A 14,939-nucleotide genomic window follows, 5' to 3' on the forward strand; every position below is an offset into this window, starting at 1 on the left:
CGCTCGGCGGCGCGGCGGCTGCTGGAAGCCGGGCGTGCCCGCGGCATCCACCTGATCGGCGCCGACCCGGGCACCCGCGACGTCCCGGGACGGCTCGCCGGTCTGCGCGAGGTGTTCGAGGCTTCCGGCGCGGAGGTGGCCGGCGCGCTCAACTGTCCTGAAAGGACACCGGAGTGCGGGTACGCCGTGACCGCGGAGCTGGTGCGCGACCGCCGGCCGCGAGCACTGGTCTGCCTCGACGACCGCTTGGCGTTCGGGGCGTACCAGGCGCTCGCCGACGCCGGGCTGTCGGTGCCGGGCGACGTGTCGGTGCTCGGGTTCGGCGACCTCCCCGCCGCCTCCTGGATGCGTCCCCGGCTGACCACGATCGCCACGCCCCACCACGAACTCGGTGAGCGGGCCGTGGAGGTCTTGGTGGAGCTCGTGGAGCGGCGGGGACGCGTCGGCAGGACGCCACTGGTCCACCGGGTGCCCATGCGGGTGCGCGAGGGTGGTTCCGTGGCGCGGGCGACCGGGTGACGTTCGCATGTTTGCGTTAACAGTGCGCTTACCAGCCATGTTGAGCAAGTGGTTCCGATAAGTGGAAGAGCTAAAAGTTAGCGCTCACATTTAGCTTTGACCCCGATGAAAGCGCGTAGTTACAGTGCTGGGAGCCGCCCCTGCCGTTGACCGTCGTCGACGAAAGGCTCACCATGCCGTGCCTGCCGAAAGCGCTGTGCGGTGCGCTGGTCGCCGCCCTGCTGGCCACCTCACCCGCGCTCGCCGACCAGTCCACCCCACGACCAGCGGCCGAACCCGTGCGGGTGATGCCGCTGGGCGACTCGATCACCCAGGGCGGCTCGATCGGCGGCTACCGGCTCGACCTCGGCGCGAAGCTGCGCGCCGAGGGACGCACCGTGGACTTCGTGGGGTCGCTCGCCGACGGCCCCGGCTCGCTGCCCGACCGCGACCACGAGGGCCACCCGGGCTGGACCATCGCGCAGATCGACGCGATCGTCGTGAACCGGCTCAGGACCTACAACCCGCGCACGATCCTGTTGCACATAGGCACGAACGACATGTACGGCAGCGATCCCGCCGGCGCCCCACGACGGCTCTCCGCGCTGGTGGACAAGATCACCGCGCAGGCGCCGGGCGCGGAGGTGTTCGTCTCGACGATCATCCCGATCCGGTTCGCGGACGCCACCGTGCGCAACTACAACGCGGCCATCGTCCCGATGCTGCGGGCGAAGGCGGCAGCGGGCAAACGCGTGCACGTCGTGGACATGTACCCGGCCGTGCCGATCTCCGACCTGCCCGACGGCATCCACCCCAACGCCGTCGGCTACAGCAAGATGGCGAACGTCTGGTTCAACGCCCTGTCGTCGGTGCCCGGCAGCATCGGTGACCCGCCGGCTCCCGGCGGCACCTGCACCGCGACGCCGAAGGTGACGGGCACGTGGAACGGCGGCTTCCAGGCCGAGGTCACCGTCACCAACCCCGGTGCGACCGCCACCACCGGCTGGACCGTGCGGTTCACGCTGCCCGGCGGGCACGTCGTGACGCAGCTCTGGGGCGGCACGGCGAGTGGTCAGGTCACCGTCACCAACGCGGCCTACAACGGCGCGATCGGTCCCGGCTCCTCGACGACGTTCGGGTTCATCGCCTCCGGTTCCTCCGCGGCCCAGGTCGGTCCGGCCACCTGCGCCTCCGCGTGATCCCTGCCCCCTCCAACGACGAAGGGTGATCATGTTCTTCGCACGGTTGTTCACGTCCCGGCGTGCCCGGCTCACGGCGCTGGCGGCGGTTCCGCTCGTCGCGGTCACCACGCTGACCGCGGTGGCCCACCAGCCCGCCTCGGCCGCGCCCGGTTGCTCGGTCACCTACACGGCACCGTCGCAATGGGACGGTGGCTTCACCGCCAACGTCGTCGTCACCAACCTCGGTGACGCCGTCGACGGCTGGACGCTCACCTGGAGCTTCGGTGCCGGCCAGCAGGTGCGGCAGGCCTGGAACGCCGAGGTGGCCCAGTCCGGCGCGCAGGTGACCGCCCGCAACGTCTCCTACAACGCGGCGATCCCGACCGGCGGGCGCGTCGAGTTCGGGTTCAACGGCTCCAGCAGCGGCACCAACCCCAACCCGGCCGCGTTCACCCTCAACGGGACCCTGTGCACCGGCGACGTCGGTCCCACCACCACTACGACGACCACGACCACGACCACCACGGGCAACCCGCCGGTGGGGAACCTGCCGTCGAGCTTCCGCTGGTCCTCGAGCGGCCAGCTGATCAGCCCGAAGCCCGACGCCACGCACCCCAACGTCGCGGTCAAGGACCCGAGCGTCGTGTACTACAACGGCAAGTACCACGTCTTCGCGTCGACCTACACCGACGGCTACAACCTGATGTACACGAGCTTCAGCGACTGGTCGCAGGCGTCGTCGGCACCCCACTACTACCTCGACCGCTCCGGCATCGGCGGTGGTTACCGGGCCGCGCCGCAGGTGTTCTACTTCGCGCCGCAACGCCTCTGGTACCTCGTTTACCAGACCGGGTCGAACGCCTCGTACTCCACGACGGCCGACATCTCGAACCCGTCGTCGTGGTCCGCGCCGAAGAACTTCTACGCCAACGGGATGCCGCAGATCATCCGCGACAACATCGGCAACGGGTACTGGGTCGACTTCTGGATGGTGTGCGACACCGCGAAGTGCTACCTGTTCTCCTCCGACGACAACGGTCACCTCTACCGCTCGGAGACGAACCTCTCGCAGTTCCCCAACGGCTTCACCAACACCGTGATCGCCATGCGGGACAGCGACCGCAACCGGCTCTTCGAGGCGTCCAACGTCTACAAGATCGCCGGCAAGAACCAATGGCTGCTGGTGCACGAGGCGATCGGCACCGACGGCCGCCGCTGGTTCCGCTCCTGGACCGCGCCCTCGATCACCGGGCCGTGGACGGCGCTGGCCGACACCGAGTCGAACCCGTTCGCCCGCGCCAACAACGTGACGTTCCCGGGTGGGCAGTGGACCCGCGACATCAGCCACGGCGAGATGGTGCGCACGAACGTCGACCAGACGATGGAGATCAGCCCCTGCAAGCTCAGCTACCTGTACCAGGGCATGGATCCCAACGCCGGTGGTGAGTACAACCGGCTGCCCTGGCGGCTCGGGTTGCTGACGCAGACCAACTCGACCTGCTGATCCCCCCAAGGACAGACGCCGCCGGTCGCGCCGCCGGCGGCGTCTCCCACCCCTGCCAGAAAGGGGCGACGATGCCCACCCGGTTCCGCAAGCTCGTCCTCGCCGCAGCCCTGCTGGCGGCGACTGCCACCACCACCTCGCCGCCGGCCGCGGTCGCTGCTCCCGGCAGCCCGGCCCTGACCCCGCCGCTGGGCTGGAACAGCTGGAACAGCTTCGGCTGCGGCATCACCGAGAGCCAGGTCCGCCAGGCCGCCGACGCGATGGTGTCGTCGGGCATGCGCGACGCCGGCTACCAGTACGTCGTGGTGGACGACTGCTGGTTCGACCCGCAGCGCGACGCGTCCGGCGCCCTGCGCTCGCATCCGACGAAGTTCCCGAGCGGCATGAAGGCCCTCGGCGACTACATCCACGCGCGCGGCCTCAAGTTCGGGATCTACCAGGTGCCGAACGAGCGCACCTGCGCGCAGACCACCGGTGCCCACCCCGGCTCGACCGGCAGCAAGGGCCACGAGGTCCAGGACGCGCGCACCTTCGCCTCCTGGGGCGTCGACTACCTGAAGTACGACTGGTGCTCCGGCGCCGGCACGCGCGACGAGCAGGTCGCCCGGTTCACGATCATGCGCGACGCCCTGCGCGCCACCGGCCGCCCGATCGTCTACAGCATCAACCCCAACAGCTTCCACCCCATCACGGGCGACCGGTACAACTGGGGCGAGGTCGCCGACCTGTGGCGCACCACCGAGGACCTGCTGGACATCTGGCAGAACGGCAACACCAACAGCTACCCGATGGGCGTCGGCAACGTCGTCGACGTCACCGCCCCGCTCGCCGTCCAGGCAGGCCCCGGCCACTGGAACGACCCGGACATGCTGGTCGTCGGACGGCCGGGACTCACGCTGACGGAGTCCCGCTCGCACTTCGCGCTCTGGGCGTTGATGGCGGCGCCGCTGATGGCGGGCAACGACATCCGCACGATGTCGGCCGACGTGAGCGCGATCCTGCGCAACCAGCGCCTGATCGCCGTGAACCAGGACCGGCTCGGCGCGGGCGGCCGCCGGGTTCGCGACGACGGCGCCACCGAGGTGTTCGCCAAACCGCTCTCCGACGGCTCGGTCGCCGTCGGGCTGTTCAACCGGGGCGGCGGCACCGCGACCGTCGCCACCACGGCCGCCCAGATCGGTCTCTCGGGAAGCGGCTTCACGCTGACCGACCTGTGGACGGGTGGCACCTCGACCACGTCCGGCGCGATCTCCGCCTCGGTGCCCGCCCACGGCGTCGCCGCGTTCCGGGTGAGCGGCGGCAGCCTGGTCCAGAACACCACCTCCCGGCTGCGCGGCGCGGGCTCGAACCGCTGCCTCGACGTGGAGAACGGCTCCACGGCCTCGGGAGCCGCCGTCGTGGTCCAGGACTGCCTCACGCCCGCCTCCCAGCACTGGACGTCCTGGGCGAACGGTGAGCTCCGCGTGTTCGGCGACAAGTGCCTCGACGCGTACGACCAGGGCACGACCAACGGCACGCGGGTCATCGTCTGGCAGTGCAACGGCCAGGCCAACCAGCGGTGGACGCTCGGCTCCGACGGAACGGTCCGCAACGCCGGCGCCGGGCTGTGCCTCGACGTCGAGGGCGCCGCGACCGGGAACGGCTCCCGGCTCGTCCTGTGGACCTGCAACGGCCAGTCCAACCAGAGGTGGGCGCGATCATGAGATGGGTTCCGGCAGGAGCGGCGCTGTCCGCCCTCGTCCTGGTGGCCGCGGGTGTCGCGGCGAGCACCACGGCGCAGGCGGCGCCGGGGTGCTCGGTCACCTACACCAAGACCTCCGAGTGGCAGGGCGGCTTCGGGGCGTCCGTCTCCATCACCAACACCGGTGACGCGATCACCGGCTGGACGCTGGAGTGGACCTACGCGTCGGGCCAGCAGGTCGGGCAGCACTGGAACGCCGTGATCACGCAGAGCGGCGGCCAGGTCAGCGCGCGCAACGCTCCCTACAACGGGTCCGTGCCGACCGGTGGCAAGGTCGAGTTCGGCTTCAACGCCACGGCCGGCTCCACCAACACCGACCCGGTCTCGTTCCGCCTCAACGGCACCACCTGCGGCGGTACAGGAGGCCCGACCACGACCACCACGACGACCACCACCACCACGACCCCGGCCCCGGCGTCGTTCACGAACCCGGTGCTGTGGCAGGACTTCGCGGACATCGACATCATCCGGGTCGGCGACGCGTACTACTACTCGGCGTCGACCATGCACTACTCGCCGGGTGCTCCCGTGCTGCGGTCCTACGACCTCGTGAACTGGGAGTTCGCCGGGCACTCCGTGCCGCGCCTGGACTTCGGCTCCAAGTACGACCTCAACGGCGGCAGGGGGTACGTGCGCGGGATCTGGGCGTCGTTCCTCAACCACCGCAAGAGCAACAACACCTTCTACTGGGGTGGCTGCGTCGACTTCGCCCAGACGCACATCTACACGGCCACGTCGGTGGACGCGCAGTGGTCGAAGCTGTCGACGATCAACAAGTGCTACTACGACGCCGGGATGCTGGTCGACGACAACGACACGATGTACGTCGCCTACGGCAACACGACGATCAGCGTGGCGCAGCTGTCGGCCGACGGGAAGTCCGAGGTGCGGTCGCAGCAGGTGTTCCAGACGCCGTCCAACATCGGCACCCTGGAGGGCGCCCGGTTCTACAAGCGCAACGGCAGCTACTACATCTGGCTCACCAGGCCCGCGAACGGCCAGTACGTCCTCAAGGCCTCCAGCCCCTTCGGCCCGTACACGGTGCAGCAGGTGCTGCTGGACATGCGCGGCCCGATCCAGGGCGGGGGAGTGCCGCACCAGGGCGGCATGGTCCAGACGCAGAACGGCGACTGGTATTACATGGCCTTCGTCGACGCCTACCCCGGCGGCCGCGTGCCGGTGCTGGCCCCGATCACCTGGACTGCCGACGGCTGGCCGCGCGTCACCACGGTCAACGGCGCCTGGGGGGTGAACTACCCGAGGCCGAACCTGCCGACGAGACCGGTGAAACCGATGACCGGTGTCGACACCTTCGACGGCACGGCGCTCAAACCGCAGTGGGAGTGGAACCACAACCCCGACACGACGAAGTACAGCGTCAACAACGGTTTGCGGCTGTCCACCGCGACCGTCACCAACGACCTCTACAGCGCCCGCAACACCCTCACCCACCGCGTCCAGGGCCCGACCTCGACCGCCACCGTCACGCTGGACCTCGCGTCGATGCGCGACGGTGACCGCACCGGGCTCGCGATGCTGCGCGACTCGTCGGCGTGGATCGGCGTCAAACGCGACAACGGCCGCAACCGGGTGGTCATGGTCAACGGCCTCACCATGGACAGCAGCTGGAACACCACGGGCACGGGAACGGAGGTGGCGAGCGCGGCCCTGTCCGGCACGAGGATCTGGTTGCGCGCCAACGCCGACATCCGGCCCGGCAGCGGACGCCAGGCCCGGTTCTCCTACAGCACCGACGGGGTGAACTTCACGCCGCTGGGCACCGGCTTCACGCTGAAGAACGAGTGGCAGTTCTTCATGGGCTACCGCTTCGGCATCTTCAACCACGCCACCCAGGCGCTGGGCGGGTCCGTCGCCGTCCAACGCTTCGAGCTCACGACTCCATGACCCCGTTCTCCAGCAACGTGCGCCTCAACGCGCGCAGGCCGTGGTGCAGCCGCGACTTCACGGCGCCCTGCGGCAGCCCCAACGCCTCGGCGAGTTCGGCGACGGACTCACCGCGGTAGAAGGCCCGCACGACCACCACCCGGTGCTCGGGCTCCAGCGCCGACAGCGCGTCGGCGACGAGCGAGGCGCCGGGTGGCAGGTCGTCGCGGGCCTTGCGCGTGGTCACGTTCGCCCGCCCTACCCGCGCAGGGCGGGCGAACGTCCGTCCAGGCAGGACAGCAGGGCGCGTCGATCGACCTTGCCGCGCCCGGTGGTCGGCAGCGCGTCGACCGGAACGATCAGCGTCGGCACGCAGTAGTGCGGCAACCGCTGCGAGACCGCGAGCTTGGCCAGCTCCGGCACCGCGGTCCGGGGACTGATGAACCCGACCAGCCTGCCGTCGTGCACCAGGGTCGTGGCCTGCTCGCAGTCCGCCGCCCGTTCCAGGGCGGCGGTGACGGTGTCCAGCTCGAACCGGTACCCGAGCACCTCGACCTGGTCACCGGCGCGGCCGTGGTGCTCCAGCTGCCCGTCGGCCGTCCACCGGCCCAGGTCGCGCGTCCGGAACATCAGGCGGCCACCACCGAGGAACGGATCGGGGCGGTAGCGCCGCGCCGTCAGCTCGAGGTCGCCCACGTAGCCGGCGGTCACGCCCGCGCCGCCGACCCACATCTCCCCGATCTCGCCGGGGGGAAGCGGCTCCTGCGCGTCGTCGAGCACGTACACGGTCGTGTTCGGCACCGGCCGCCCGATGGTGAGCTGACCGCGACCGGCCTCGTAGCGCTGCAGGGTGTTGACGATCGTCACCTCGGTGGGACCGCACGCGTTGTGGAAGGTCGTCCGGCCGGACCACCTGTCCGCCAGCGACTGCGGGCAGCGCTCACCGGCGACGGCGACCGTGCGCACCCGTGGACACGCTTCGGGGTCCACAGTGGCCAGGACGCTCGGCGTCGCGATCAGGACGTCCACCACTCGAGCCGCCGGCCGGACGTCCTCACCGCGCAGCACGAGCGTGCCGCCGTTGGCGAGCGTGCCGAGCACCTCCCACATCGCGAGGTCGCAGCCGATGTCCAGCAGCTGCGCCACCCTGGTGCCCGGCGTGATCCCGAGTGAACCGGGAGCGGTGAGCAGGAGGTTGCACAGGCCGGCGTGCGAGATCCGCACGCCGCTGGTGCCGGTGAAGACGACGGCGGCGATGTCCGACTCGGCGGTGTTGGTGCGGCAGAACGACCCCACGTCGGGCAGGGTGTCGATCTCGACGACCGCGGCCAGGTGGCCGGGCAGGGTGTCCGCGCTCGTGGTGAGCACGACGTCGATGCGCGCGACGCGGACGGCGTGCCGCAGCTGCGCCTCCGGCGTGGTGCTCACGTCCAGCGGCACGTACGACGCACCTGCTTTGAGCACGGCGAGAACGCCCACGACCATGGAGATCGACCGCGTCAGGAACAGGCCCACGTGGTCACCGGGGCGCACGCCGCGGCGGACCAGGAACTCCGCCAGCAGTCCGGCCTTGGCGTCGAGTTCCGCGTACGTCAGCGACTCGCCGAGGTGCTCCACGGCCGTCAGCCGCGGATGCCGCGCGGCGTGCGCCTCGAAGGCGTGGTGGACGTGGTCGAACGGAGGGGTTCGGATCGGTCCGGCGCCGTACGACTGGAACAGCGCGCGGTCGGCGGCGGACAGCTCTCCGAGAGCGGGTTCGAGGAACTCGGCTGTCACAACGGCCTCCTCTCGTGCGGTGTTCTCCATCTTGAACGAGACAGACCACCGAACGCGGACGAGTTGTCGAATCACCAGTCGAATCGATCAAGTTCCCGTGTCGCGGCAGCTTGCCGCACGCAGTCTGCGCAGGCAGAGTCGTGGTGTGGACGAAGGCACCAACATCGTGATGATCAACCCCGCCGGCCAGGTCCTGCTGTACCTGCGCGACAACAAACCCGACATCCGGTTCCCGAACACGTGGTGCCTGCCGGGCGGCTACCTGGAGGAGGGGGAGCGGCCGCACGAGTGCATCAGGCGGGAGATCGAGGAGGAGATGGGCGTGGTGCTCGCGCCGGAGGCCGTCCACCCGTTGTGCTCCGAGCGGAGGCCGTACGGCGTCGAGCACACGTTCTGGGCGGAAGCCGACCTCGACCTCGGTCAGGTCGTGCTCACCGAAGGGCAGCGTCTCAGGTGGTTCACCCGCGAGGAGGTCGAGGCGCACGAACTGGGGTACGAGGACAACGCCGTCCTCGCCGAGTTCTTCGCGCGCCACGACCGAGGCGACCTGACCACCTGACCGCCACCCGGACAGCCGGTCAACCTCGGGCAGGCCACCCGCACGCGAGCTGGTTCAGTCCGTCGTGGACAGCTGGAAGACCGTCTCCTGGCGGTAGACCTCACCGGGCCGCAGCACCGCGCTCGGGAAGTCCGGGCGGTTCGGCGAGTCCGGGAAGCGCTGGGCCTCCAGGGCGAAGCCGGCGCCGCGGCCGTAGGGACGGCCGCCGGTGCCGACCAGGTCGTCGGTCAGGAAGTTGCCCGAGTAGAACTGCAGGCCCGGCTCCGTGGTCCACAGGGTGAGCAGGCGGCCCGACTCCGGGTCGCACGCCTGCGCCGCGAACGACGCCCCGGAGGAGTCCAGCACCCAGTTGTGGTCGTACCCGCCCGCGATGCCGAGCTGCGGGTGGGACGCGCCGATGCGGGCGCCGATCGCGGTCGGCAGCCGGAAGTCGAACGGGCTGCCCTCGACCGGTGCGGGGTCCCCCACCGGGATCAGGTCGTCGTCGACGGGGCAGTAGCGGCTCGCGTTCAGCATCAGCGACTGGCGGTGCACGTCGCCGCTGCCCTCGCCGGCGAGGTTCCAGTAGGTGTGGTTGGTCAGGTTGAGCACCGTCGGCGCGTCCGTCGTCGCGTGGTAGGTGATGTTCAGGCGGTTCTGCCGGTCGAGCCGGTACGTGACCTGCGTGGTCACGGTGCCGGGGAAGCCGCCGTCGCCCGCCGGGCTCACCAGCTCGAGCCGCACGCCCACGCTGTCGGCTTCGTGCAGCTCGGTCGCCGACCACACCTTCGTGTCGAAGCCCTCCGGCCCGCCGTGCAGGCTGTTCGGGCCGTTGTTGAGCGGGAGCCGGTGCACCACGCCGTCGAGCGTGAACGTGCCGCGGGCGATCCGGTTGGCGTACCGGCCGATCAGGGCGCCGAAGAACACCCTGTTCGCGCCGGGCTCGCTGTTCTTGACGTAGTCGTCGAGCGAGGAGAACCCGAGCACCACGTTGGCGGGCACGCCGTCGCGATCCGGTGCCTCCACCGACTGGACCACGCCGCCGTAGTCCAGCACCCGCACGGTGAGCCCACCCGGCCACGCCAGGACGTACCGGTGGACGTCGGCTCCACCGACCCGGCCGAACGGCTCGCGGACGAGCCCGGGTTCCCGCTGCGACATCGAACTCCTCGAATCAGTTGACCGGGGCCCGGCAGTGCTGGGGCCGGATCCGTTGTGGTGCGGCGCTGTCGAGAGTCGGCGTGGCCGGGACGAGCAGACCGTCCCCGCCGAACCTCGTCCTGCCGATCGTGGTCTCGCGGTGCGTGCCGTCCCCGCCGGGGATGGCGAAGCGGTGGTGGACCAGGTACCGGTCGTCGGTGCCCGGTATCCGGAGCATCGAGCCGTGGCCCGTGCCCAGGATCCCGAGCTCCGGCTCCTTGTTCAAGATCAGACCCCTGTTCGTGAAGGGGCCGGTGGGGCTCGGAGCGGTGGCGCAGGCGACGCGGTAGTCCTCGCCGCGGGTGTCGTCGACCGGCCAGCCGAGGTGGTACGTCCCCCGGCGGCGCTCCACCATGAACAGGCCTTCGCGGAAGTCCGCCAGCCCGGTGAGACGGGTGGTCGCGGCCGGGTCGTGGGAGATCACCCTGTCGTCGGACGGCCGCCAGGTGGTCGTCGTGCCGTGCGAGCCGGTGGTGGGCAGCGTCAGGTGGCCGCGGACGTCGCCGATGTCCGGCACCTCCGGCGCGGCCGCCGCCGTCCGCACGAGCGGTTCGGCGGCGGCCGGCGGCACCGTGGGCAGCGCGGCCGTCACGACCGCGACGAGGCAGGGTGCCATGATCGCCTTCCGGTGGGTGAGGGGTCAGGCGCGGCGCTTGGTCCAGACGTCGTAGGCGACCGCGATGAGCAGGACGAGACCCTTCACGAGCATCACGCGCTCGCTGGGCGCGCCGATCAGCGACATGCCGTTGTTGATCACACCCATGATCAGGCCGCCGGTGATGGCGCCGACGACCTTGCCGACACCGCCCTGCACCGCCGCGCCGCCGATGAACGCGGCCGCGATGGCGTCGAGCTCGAAGGACATGCCCGCCGTCGGCCCGGCCTGGTTGAGCCGTCCGGCGAAGATCACGCCGGCGAGCGCCGCGAGCGCGCCCATGTTGACGAACACCCAGAACGTGACGGCCTTGACCTTCACGCCGGACAGCGTGGCGGCCTGCAGGTTGCCGCCGATCGAGTAGATGTGCCGCCCGAACACGGAGTTGTTCGCCATCAGCGAGTAGCCGAGCGCCAGCGCCGCCAGCAGCACCAGCACCCACGGCAGGTTGCGGAACCGGGCGAGCTGCACCACGACGGCCATGACGACGACGGCCACACCCACGATCTTGAGCACGAACACCGGCATCGGGTCGACGGTCTGGCCGTACCCGAGCCGGGCCGAGCGCTTGCGCCACTGCGACAACGCGAAGCCCGCGACGCACAGGACGCCCGCCAGCAGGCTCACGAGGTCGGCGCCGCCGAGCGGACCGAGGCCGACGTTGCCGAGGTAGCCGCCGGTGAACCCGTTGGCGAGTGACCGGATCTCGTCGGGGAACGGCCCGATGCCCTGGTTGCCGAGCGTCGTCAGGGTGAGAGCGCGGAACACCAGCATGCCGGCCAGCGTCACGATGAACGCGGGGATGCCGAAGTACGCGATCCAGTAGCCCTGCGCCGCGCCGATGACCGCGCCGGACAGCAGCGTCAGCAGCACCGCCACCGGCCACGGCAGTCCCCATTGGACGGTCAGCACCGCGCAGATCGCGCCGGTGAGCGCGACGGTGGAACCGACCGAGAGGTCGATGTGCCCGCCGATGATCACCAGGATCATGCCGATCGCGAGGATCAGCACGTAGGAGTTCTGCACGATGATGTTCGAGATGTTCTGCGGCTGCAGCAGTGCGCCGTCGGTCAGCACCGTGAACAGCACGACGATCAACGCGAACGCGACGTAGATGCCCGACTGCCGCAGGTTGACGTTGATCCGGCGGGACGGCCGCGGGGGAGCGGCGGCCGGAGCGGGAGCGGTCTTCGTGGTCATGAGCTCTGTCCTCGCGTCATGTACTGCATCAAGCGTTCCTGCGTGGCCTCTTCGCGGCTCACCTCACCGGTGATGCGGCCTTCGGACAGCGCGTAGACGCGGTCGCACAGGCCGAGGAGCTCCGGCAGCTCCGAGGAGATCACCAGCACCGCGCGGCCCTGGGCGGCGAGGTCGTTGATGATCGAGTAGATCTCGTACTTGGCGCCGACGTCGATGCCGCGCGTCGGTTCGTCGAGGATCAGCACGTCCGGGTCGGTGAACATCCACTTCGCCAGCACGACCTTCTGCTGGTTGCCACCCGACAGCGTGCCGGTCGGCGTCGTCACGCTGGACGTCCTGATGCCCATCGACCTGCGGAACCGCTCCGCGACCGTGTACTCCTCGTTCTCGTTGACCCAGCCGCGCTTCGAGAGCTTGCCGAGCGCCGCCGCGGAGACGTTGCGCTGCACGCCCTCGATCAGGTTGAGCCCGTACCGCTTGCGGTCCTCGCTCACGTACGCGAGCCCGTTGCGGATCGCGGCCTGCACCGACCGGGTGTCGATCTCCCGGCCGTCCTTGAGCACACGTCCGGAGATGCCGACGCCGTAGGAGCGGCCGAACACGCTCATCGCGAGCTCGGTGCGGCCCGCGCCCATCAGCCCGGCGAGACCGACGATCTCCCCGCGCCGCACCGACAGCGTGGCGCCGTCGACGACCACCCGGTCCGGCTGCGCGGGGCTGTGCACGGTCCAGTTCTCGATGCGCAGCACCTCCTCGCCGATGTCCGGCGTGCGCGGCGGGAACCGGTGCTCGAGGTCGCGGCCGACCATGCCGGCGATGATGCGTTCCTCGCTGAGACCCTGCGCGGGCAACGTCTCGATGGTCCTGCCGTCGCGCAGCACCGTGACGGTGTCGGCGATCCGGGTGACCTCGCCCAGCTTGTGGGAGATGATCACGCAGGTGATGCCCTCCGACCGCAGGCCCTCGAGCAGGTCCAGCAGGTGCTGCGAGTCGTCGTCGTTGAGCGCCGCCGTCGGCTCGTCCAGGATCAGGAGCTTGACCTCCTTGGACAGCGCCTTCGCGATCTCGACGAGCTGCTGCTTGCCGACGCCGAGGTCGTTCACCGGCGTCGTGGGGTTCTCGCGCAGCCCGACGCGGTCCAGCAGGGCCTGCGCCTCGTGGTTGGTGCGGTTCCAGTCGATGAACCCGCGCCGCGCCCTTTCGTTGCCCAGGAACAGGTTCTCCGCGACGGAGAGCTGACCGCACAGAGCCAGCTCCTGGTGGATGATCACGATGCCGCGGCGCTCGCTGTCGCGAACACCGCCGAATGCGCACGGCTCGCCCTCGAAGAGGATCTCGCCGTCGTACGTGCCGTGCGGGTGCACCCCGGACAGCACCTTCATCAGCGTGGACTTGCCCGCGCCGTTCTCACCGCAGATCGCATGGATCTCACCGCGCCGCACGGTCAACGAGACCTCGTGCAGCGCGGTGACACCCGCGAACCTCTTGGTGATGCCGCGCATCACCAGGACGTCGTCAGACACGTCGACTTACCTGAGCTGGTCGGCGGTGTAGTAGCCGGACTCGATCAGTTCCTTCTGGTAGTTCGCCTTGTCCACGGGGACGGGCTGCAGCAGGAACGAGGGCACGACCTTGTTGCCGTTGTCGTAGTCCTTGGTGTTGTTGACCTCGGGCTTGCCGCCCTTGAGCACCGCGTCGGCCATCTTCACCGTGACCTCGGCGAGCTTCCGCGTGTCCTTGTGGATCGTCGAGTACTGCTCACCGGCGATGATCGACTTCACCGAGGCGACCTCGGCGTCCTGGCCGGTGACGATCGGGTACGCCTGCGCCGGCGTGCCGTAGCCGTTGCTCTTGAGCGCCGACAGGATGCCGATCGAGATGCCGTCGTAGGGCGAGAGGACGCCGTCGACCTTGGCACCGCCGTAGGTCGAGGTGAGGATGTCCTCCATGCGCTTCTGCGCGGTGGCCGGGTCCCAGCGCAGGATGGCGACCGTCTTGAAGTCCTTCTGACCGGACTTGACGACGAGCTTGCCCTGGTCGATCAGCGGCTGCAGCACGGACATGGCGCCGTTGAAGAAGAACGTGGCGTTGTTGTCGTCCGGCGAACCCGCGAACAGCTCGACGTTGAACGGGCCCTCGCCCTTGGCCTTGAGACCGGCCAGGAGGGAGTTCGCCTGCTCGACGCCGACCTTGAAGTTGTCGAACGTGGCGTAGTAGTCGACGTTCGGGCTCTTGCGGATCAGCCGGTCGTAGGCGATGACCGGGATCTTCGCGTCCGCCGCCTGCTGCAGCTGCGAGGTGATCGCGGTGCCGTCGATCGAGGCGACGATCAGCAGCTTGGCGCCCTTGGTGATCTGGTTCTCGATCTGGTTGGCCTGCGTGGGGATGTCGTTCTCCGCGTACTGGAGGTCGACCTTGTACCCCTTGCCCTCCAGGGCGCTCTTGATGTTGTCGCCGTCGTGGATCCAGCGCTCCGACGACCGGGTCGGCATGGTGACGCCCACCAGCGCACCCTCGCTCGAGGTGCTCTGCTGGTCGACCGTCTTCTGCGCCGAGCCGCAGGCGGCGAGGGTGACGGCGAGTGCGGTGGTGGCCGCTATCCGGACAAGCCTCATTGGTTCTCCTCGATGTCACCGACTGGCAACAGTGCTGTAGGCGAGGGAGTGTTATCGCTAACAACTTTGCCGTCAAGTGTCATCTGTATAACGCCAGGTTGGGGCTGTTAGCGCTCACAGAGAGGGGTTCGGCGGAGGTGGGCTGCC

Annotated in this window: 13 protein-coding genes; 6 read left to right on the forward strand and 7 right to left on the reverse strand. The window is 69.6% G+C overall.

Going from position 1 to position 14,939, the window contains the following annotated elements; genetic code table 11:
- The 5 genes from L6E10_RS28215 to L6E10_RS28235 all read left to right on the forward strand — a co-directional run.
- Positions 1-519: substrate-binding domain-containing protein (locus L6E10_RS28215; protein ID WP_236223021.1), on the forward strand; the 519-nt coding region annotated here is incomplete at its 5' end.
- 146 nt (positions 520-665) lie between these two features.
- Complete coding sequence (locus L6E10_RS28220; protein ID WP_236223022.1) at positions 666-1,697, forward strand: cellulose binding domain-containing protein; 1,032 nt, start codon at positions 666-668, stop codon at positions 1,695-1,697.
- A 31-nt stretch (positions 1,698-1,728) separates the two neighbouring features.
- On the forward strand, positions 1,729-3,183 hold the full coding sequence (locus L6E10_RS28225; protein ID WP_236223024.1) for a non-reducing end alpha-L-arabinofuranosidase family hydrolase: 1,455 nt from the start codon (positions 1,729-1,731) through the stop codon (positions 3,181-3,183).
- A 71-nt stretch (positions 3,184-3,254) separates the two neighbouring features.
- Positions 3,255-4,886 (forward strand): ricin-type beta-trefoil lectin domain protein, encoded by a 1,632-nt coding sequence (locus L6E10_RS28230; RefSeq protein WP_236223025.1) that lies wholly within the window; start codon positions 3,255-3,257, stop codon positions 4,884-4,886.
- Entirely contained in the window at positions 4,883-6,829 is a 1,947-nt protein-coding gene (locus tag L6E10_RS28235; RefSeq protein ID WP_236223027.1) for a family 43 glycosylhydrolase, read from the forward strand. Before L6E10_RS28230 ends, L6E10_RS28235 begins: the two co-directional genes overlap by 4 nt.
- On the opposite strand, the gene L6E10_RS28240 is transcribed toward L6E10_RS28235, so the two are convergent.
- Together L6E10_RS28240 and L6E10_RS28245 are read right to left on the reverse strand one after the other, a co-directional pair.
- A complete protein-coding gene (locus L6E10_RS28240) occupies positions 6,816-7,055 on the reverse strand; it encodes a sigma factor-like helix-turn-helix DNA-binding protein (protein WP_236223029.1) in 240 nt (79 codons plus the stop codon). The two genes, L6E10_RS28235 and L6E10_RS28240, sit on opposite strands and share 14 nt — an antisense overlap.
- 11 nt (positions 7,056-7,066) lie before the next feature.
- On the reverse strand, positions 7,067-8,584 hold the full coding sequence (locus L6E10_RS28245; RefSeq protein WP_236223031.1) for an AMP-binding protein: 1,518 nt from the start codon (positions 8,582-8,584) through the stop codon (positions 7,067-7,069).
- A gap of 145 nt (positions 8,585-8,729) precedes the next feature.
- On the opposite strand from L6E10_RS28245, the gene L6E10_RS28250 reads away from it, so the two are divergent.
- Complete coding sequence (locus tag L6E10_RS28250; RefSeq protein WP_236223033.1) at positions 8,730-9,143, forward strand: NUDIX domain-containing protein; 414 nt, start codon at positions 8,730-8,732, stop codon at positions 9,141-9,143.
- A gap of 54 nt (positions 9,144-9,197) precedes the next feature.
- Here L6E10_RS28250 and L6E10_RS28255 read toward each other — a convergent pair whose 3' ends face one another.
- Genes L6E10_RS28255 through chvE form a run of 5 tightly spaced genes read right to left on the reverse strand, consistent with a single transcriptional unit; the run spans position 9,198 to position 14,792 of the window.
- Positions 9,198-10,283 carry an aldose epimerase family protein gene (locus L6E10_RS28255; RefSeq protein ID WP_236223035.1) on the reverse strand — a complete coding sequence of 362 codons (1,086 nt, stop codon included), beginning with the start codon at positions 10,281-10,283 and terminating at the stop codon, positions 9,198-9,200.
- A 13-nt stretch (positions 10,284-10,296) separates the two neighbouring features.
- Positions 10,297-10,938 (reverse strand): family 43 glycosylhydrolase, encoded by a 642-nt coding sequence (locus L6E10_RS28260; RefSeq protein ID WP_236223036.1) that lies wholly within the window; start codon positions 10,936-10,938, stop codon positions 10,297-10,299.
- Positions 10,939-10,962: 24 nt separating this feature from the next.
- On the reverse strand, positions 10,963-12,177 hold the full coding sequence (gene mmsB / locus L6E10_RS28265) for a multiple monosaccharide ABC transporter permease (protein ID WP_236223038.1): 1,215 nt from the start codon (positions 12,175-12,177) through the stop codon (positions 10,963-10,965).
- Positions 12,174-13,679: a multiple monosaccharide ABC transporter ATP-binding protein gene (gene mmsA / locus L6E10_RS28270; protein ID WP_240011477.1), complete on the reverse strand. Its 1,506-nt coding sequence runs from the start codon at positions 13,677-13,679 to the stop codon at positions 12,174-12,176. Before mmsA ends, mmsB begins: the two co-directional genes overlap by 4 nt.
- A 27-nt stretch (positions 13,680-13,706) precedes the next feature.
- Positions 13,707-14,792 carry a multiple monosaccharide ABC transporter substrate-binding protein gene (gene chvE / locus L6E10_RS28275; protein ID WP_236223042.1) on the reverse strand — a complete coding sequence of 362 codons (1,086 nt, stop codon included), beginning with the start codon at positions 14,790-14,792 and terminating at the stop codon, positions 13,707-13,709.
- Positions 14,793-14,939 lie beyond the last annotated feature (147 nt).

This window comes from Lentzea sp. CC55 (assembly GCF_021056325.1).
GTDB classification, from domain to species: domain Bacteria; phylum Actinomycetota; class Actinomycetes; order Mycobacteriales; family Pseudonocardiaceae; genus Lentzea; species Lentzea jiangxiensis.

Coding starts and splice junctions, on each gene's coding strand:
- L6E10_RS28230 (WP_236223025.1), top strand. CDS start 3,255: ATGCCCACCCGGTTCCGCAAGCTCGTCCTCGCCGCAGCCCTGCTGGCG.
- L6E10_RS28260 (WP_236223036.1), bottom strand. CDS start 10,938: ATGGCACCCTGCCTCGTCGCGGTCGTGACGGCCGCGCTGCCCACGGTG.
- chvE (WP_236223042.1), bottom strand. CDS start 14,792: ATGAGGCTTGTCCGGATAGCGGCCACCACCGCACTCGCCGTCACCCTC.
- L6E10_RS28255 (WP_236223035.1), bottom strand. CDS start 10,283: ATGTCGCAGCGGGAACCCGGGCTCGTCCGCGAGCCGTTCGGCCGGGTC.
- L6E10_RS28225 (WP_236223024.1), top strand. CDS start 1,729: ATGTTCTTCGCACGGTTGTTCACGTCCCGGCGTGCCCGGCTCACGGCG.
- L6E10_RS28235 (WP_236223027.1), top strand. CDS start 4,883: ATGAGATGGGTTCCGGCAGGAGCGGCGCTGTCCGCCCTCGTCCTGGTG.
- mmsA (WP_240011477.1), bottom strand. CDS start 13,679: ATGCGCGGCATCACCAAGAGGTTCGCGGGTGTCACCGCGCTGCACGAG.
- mmsB (WP_236223038.1), bottom strand. CDS start 12,177: ATGACCACGAAGACCGCTCCCGCTCCGGCCGCCGCTCCCCCGCGGCCG.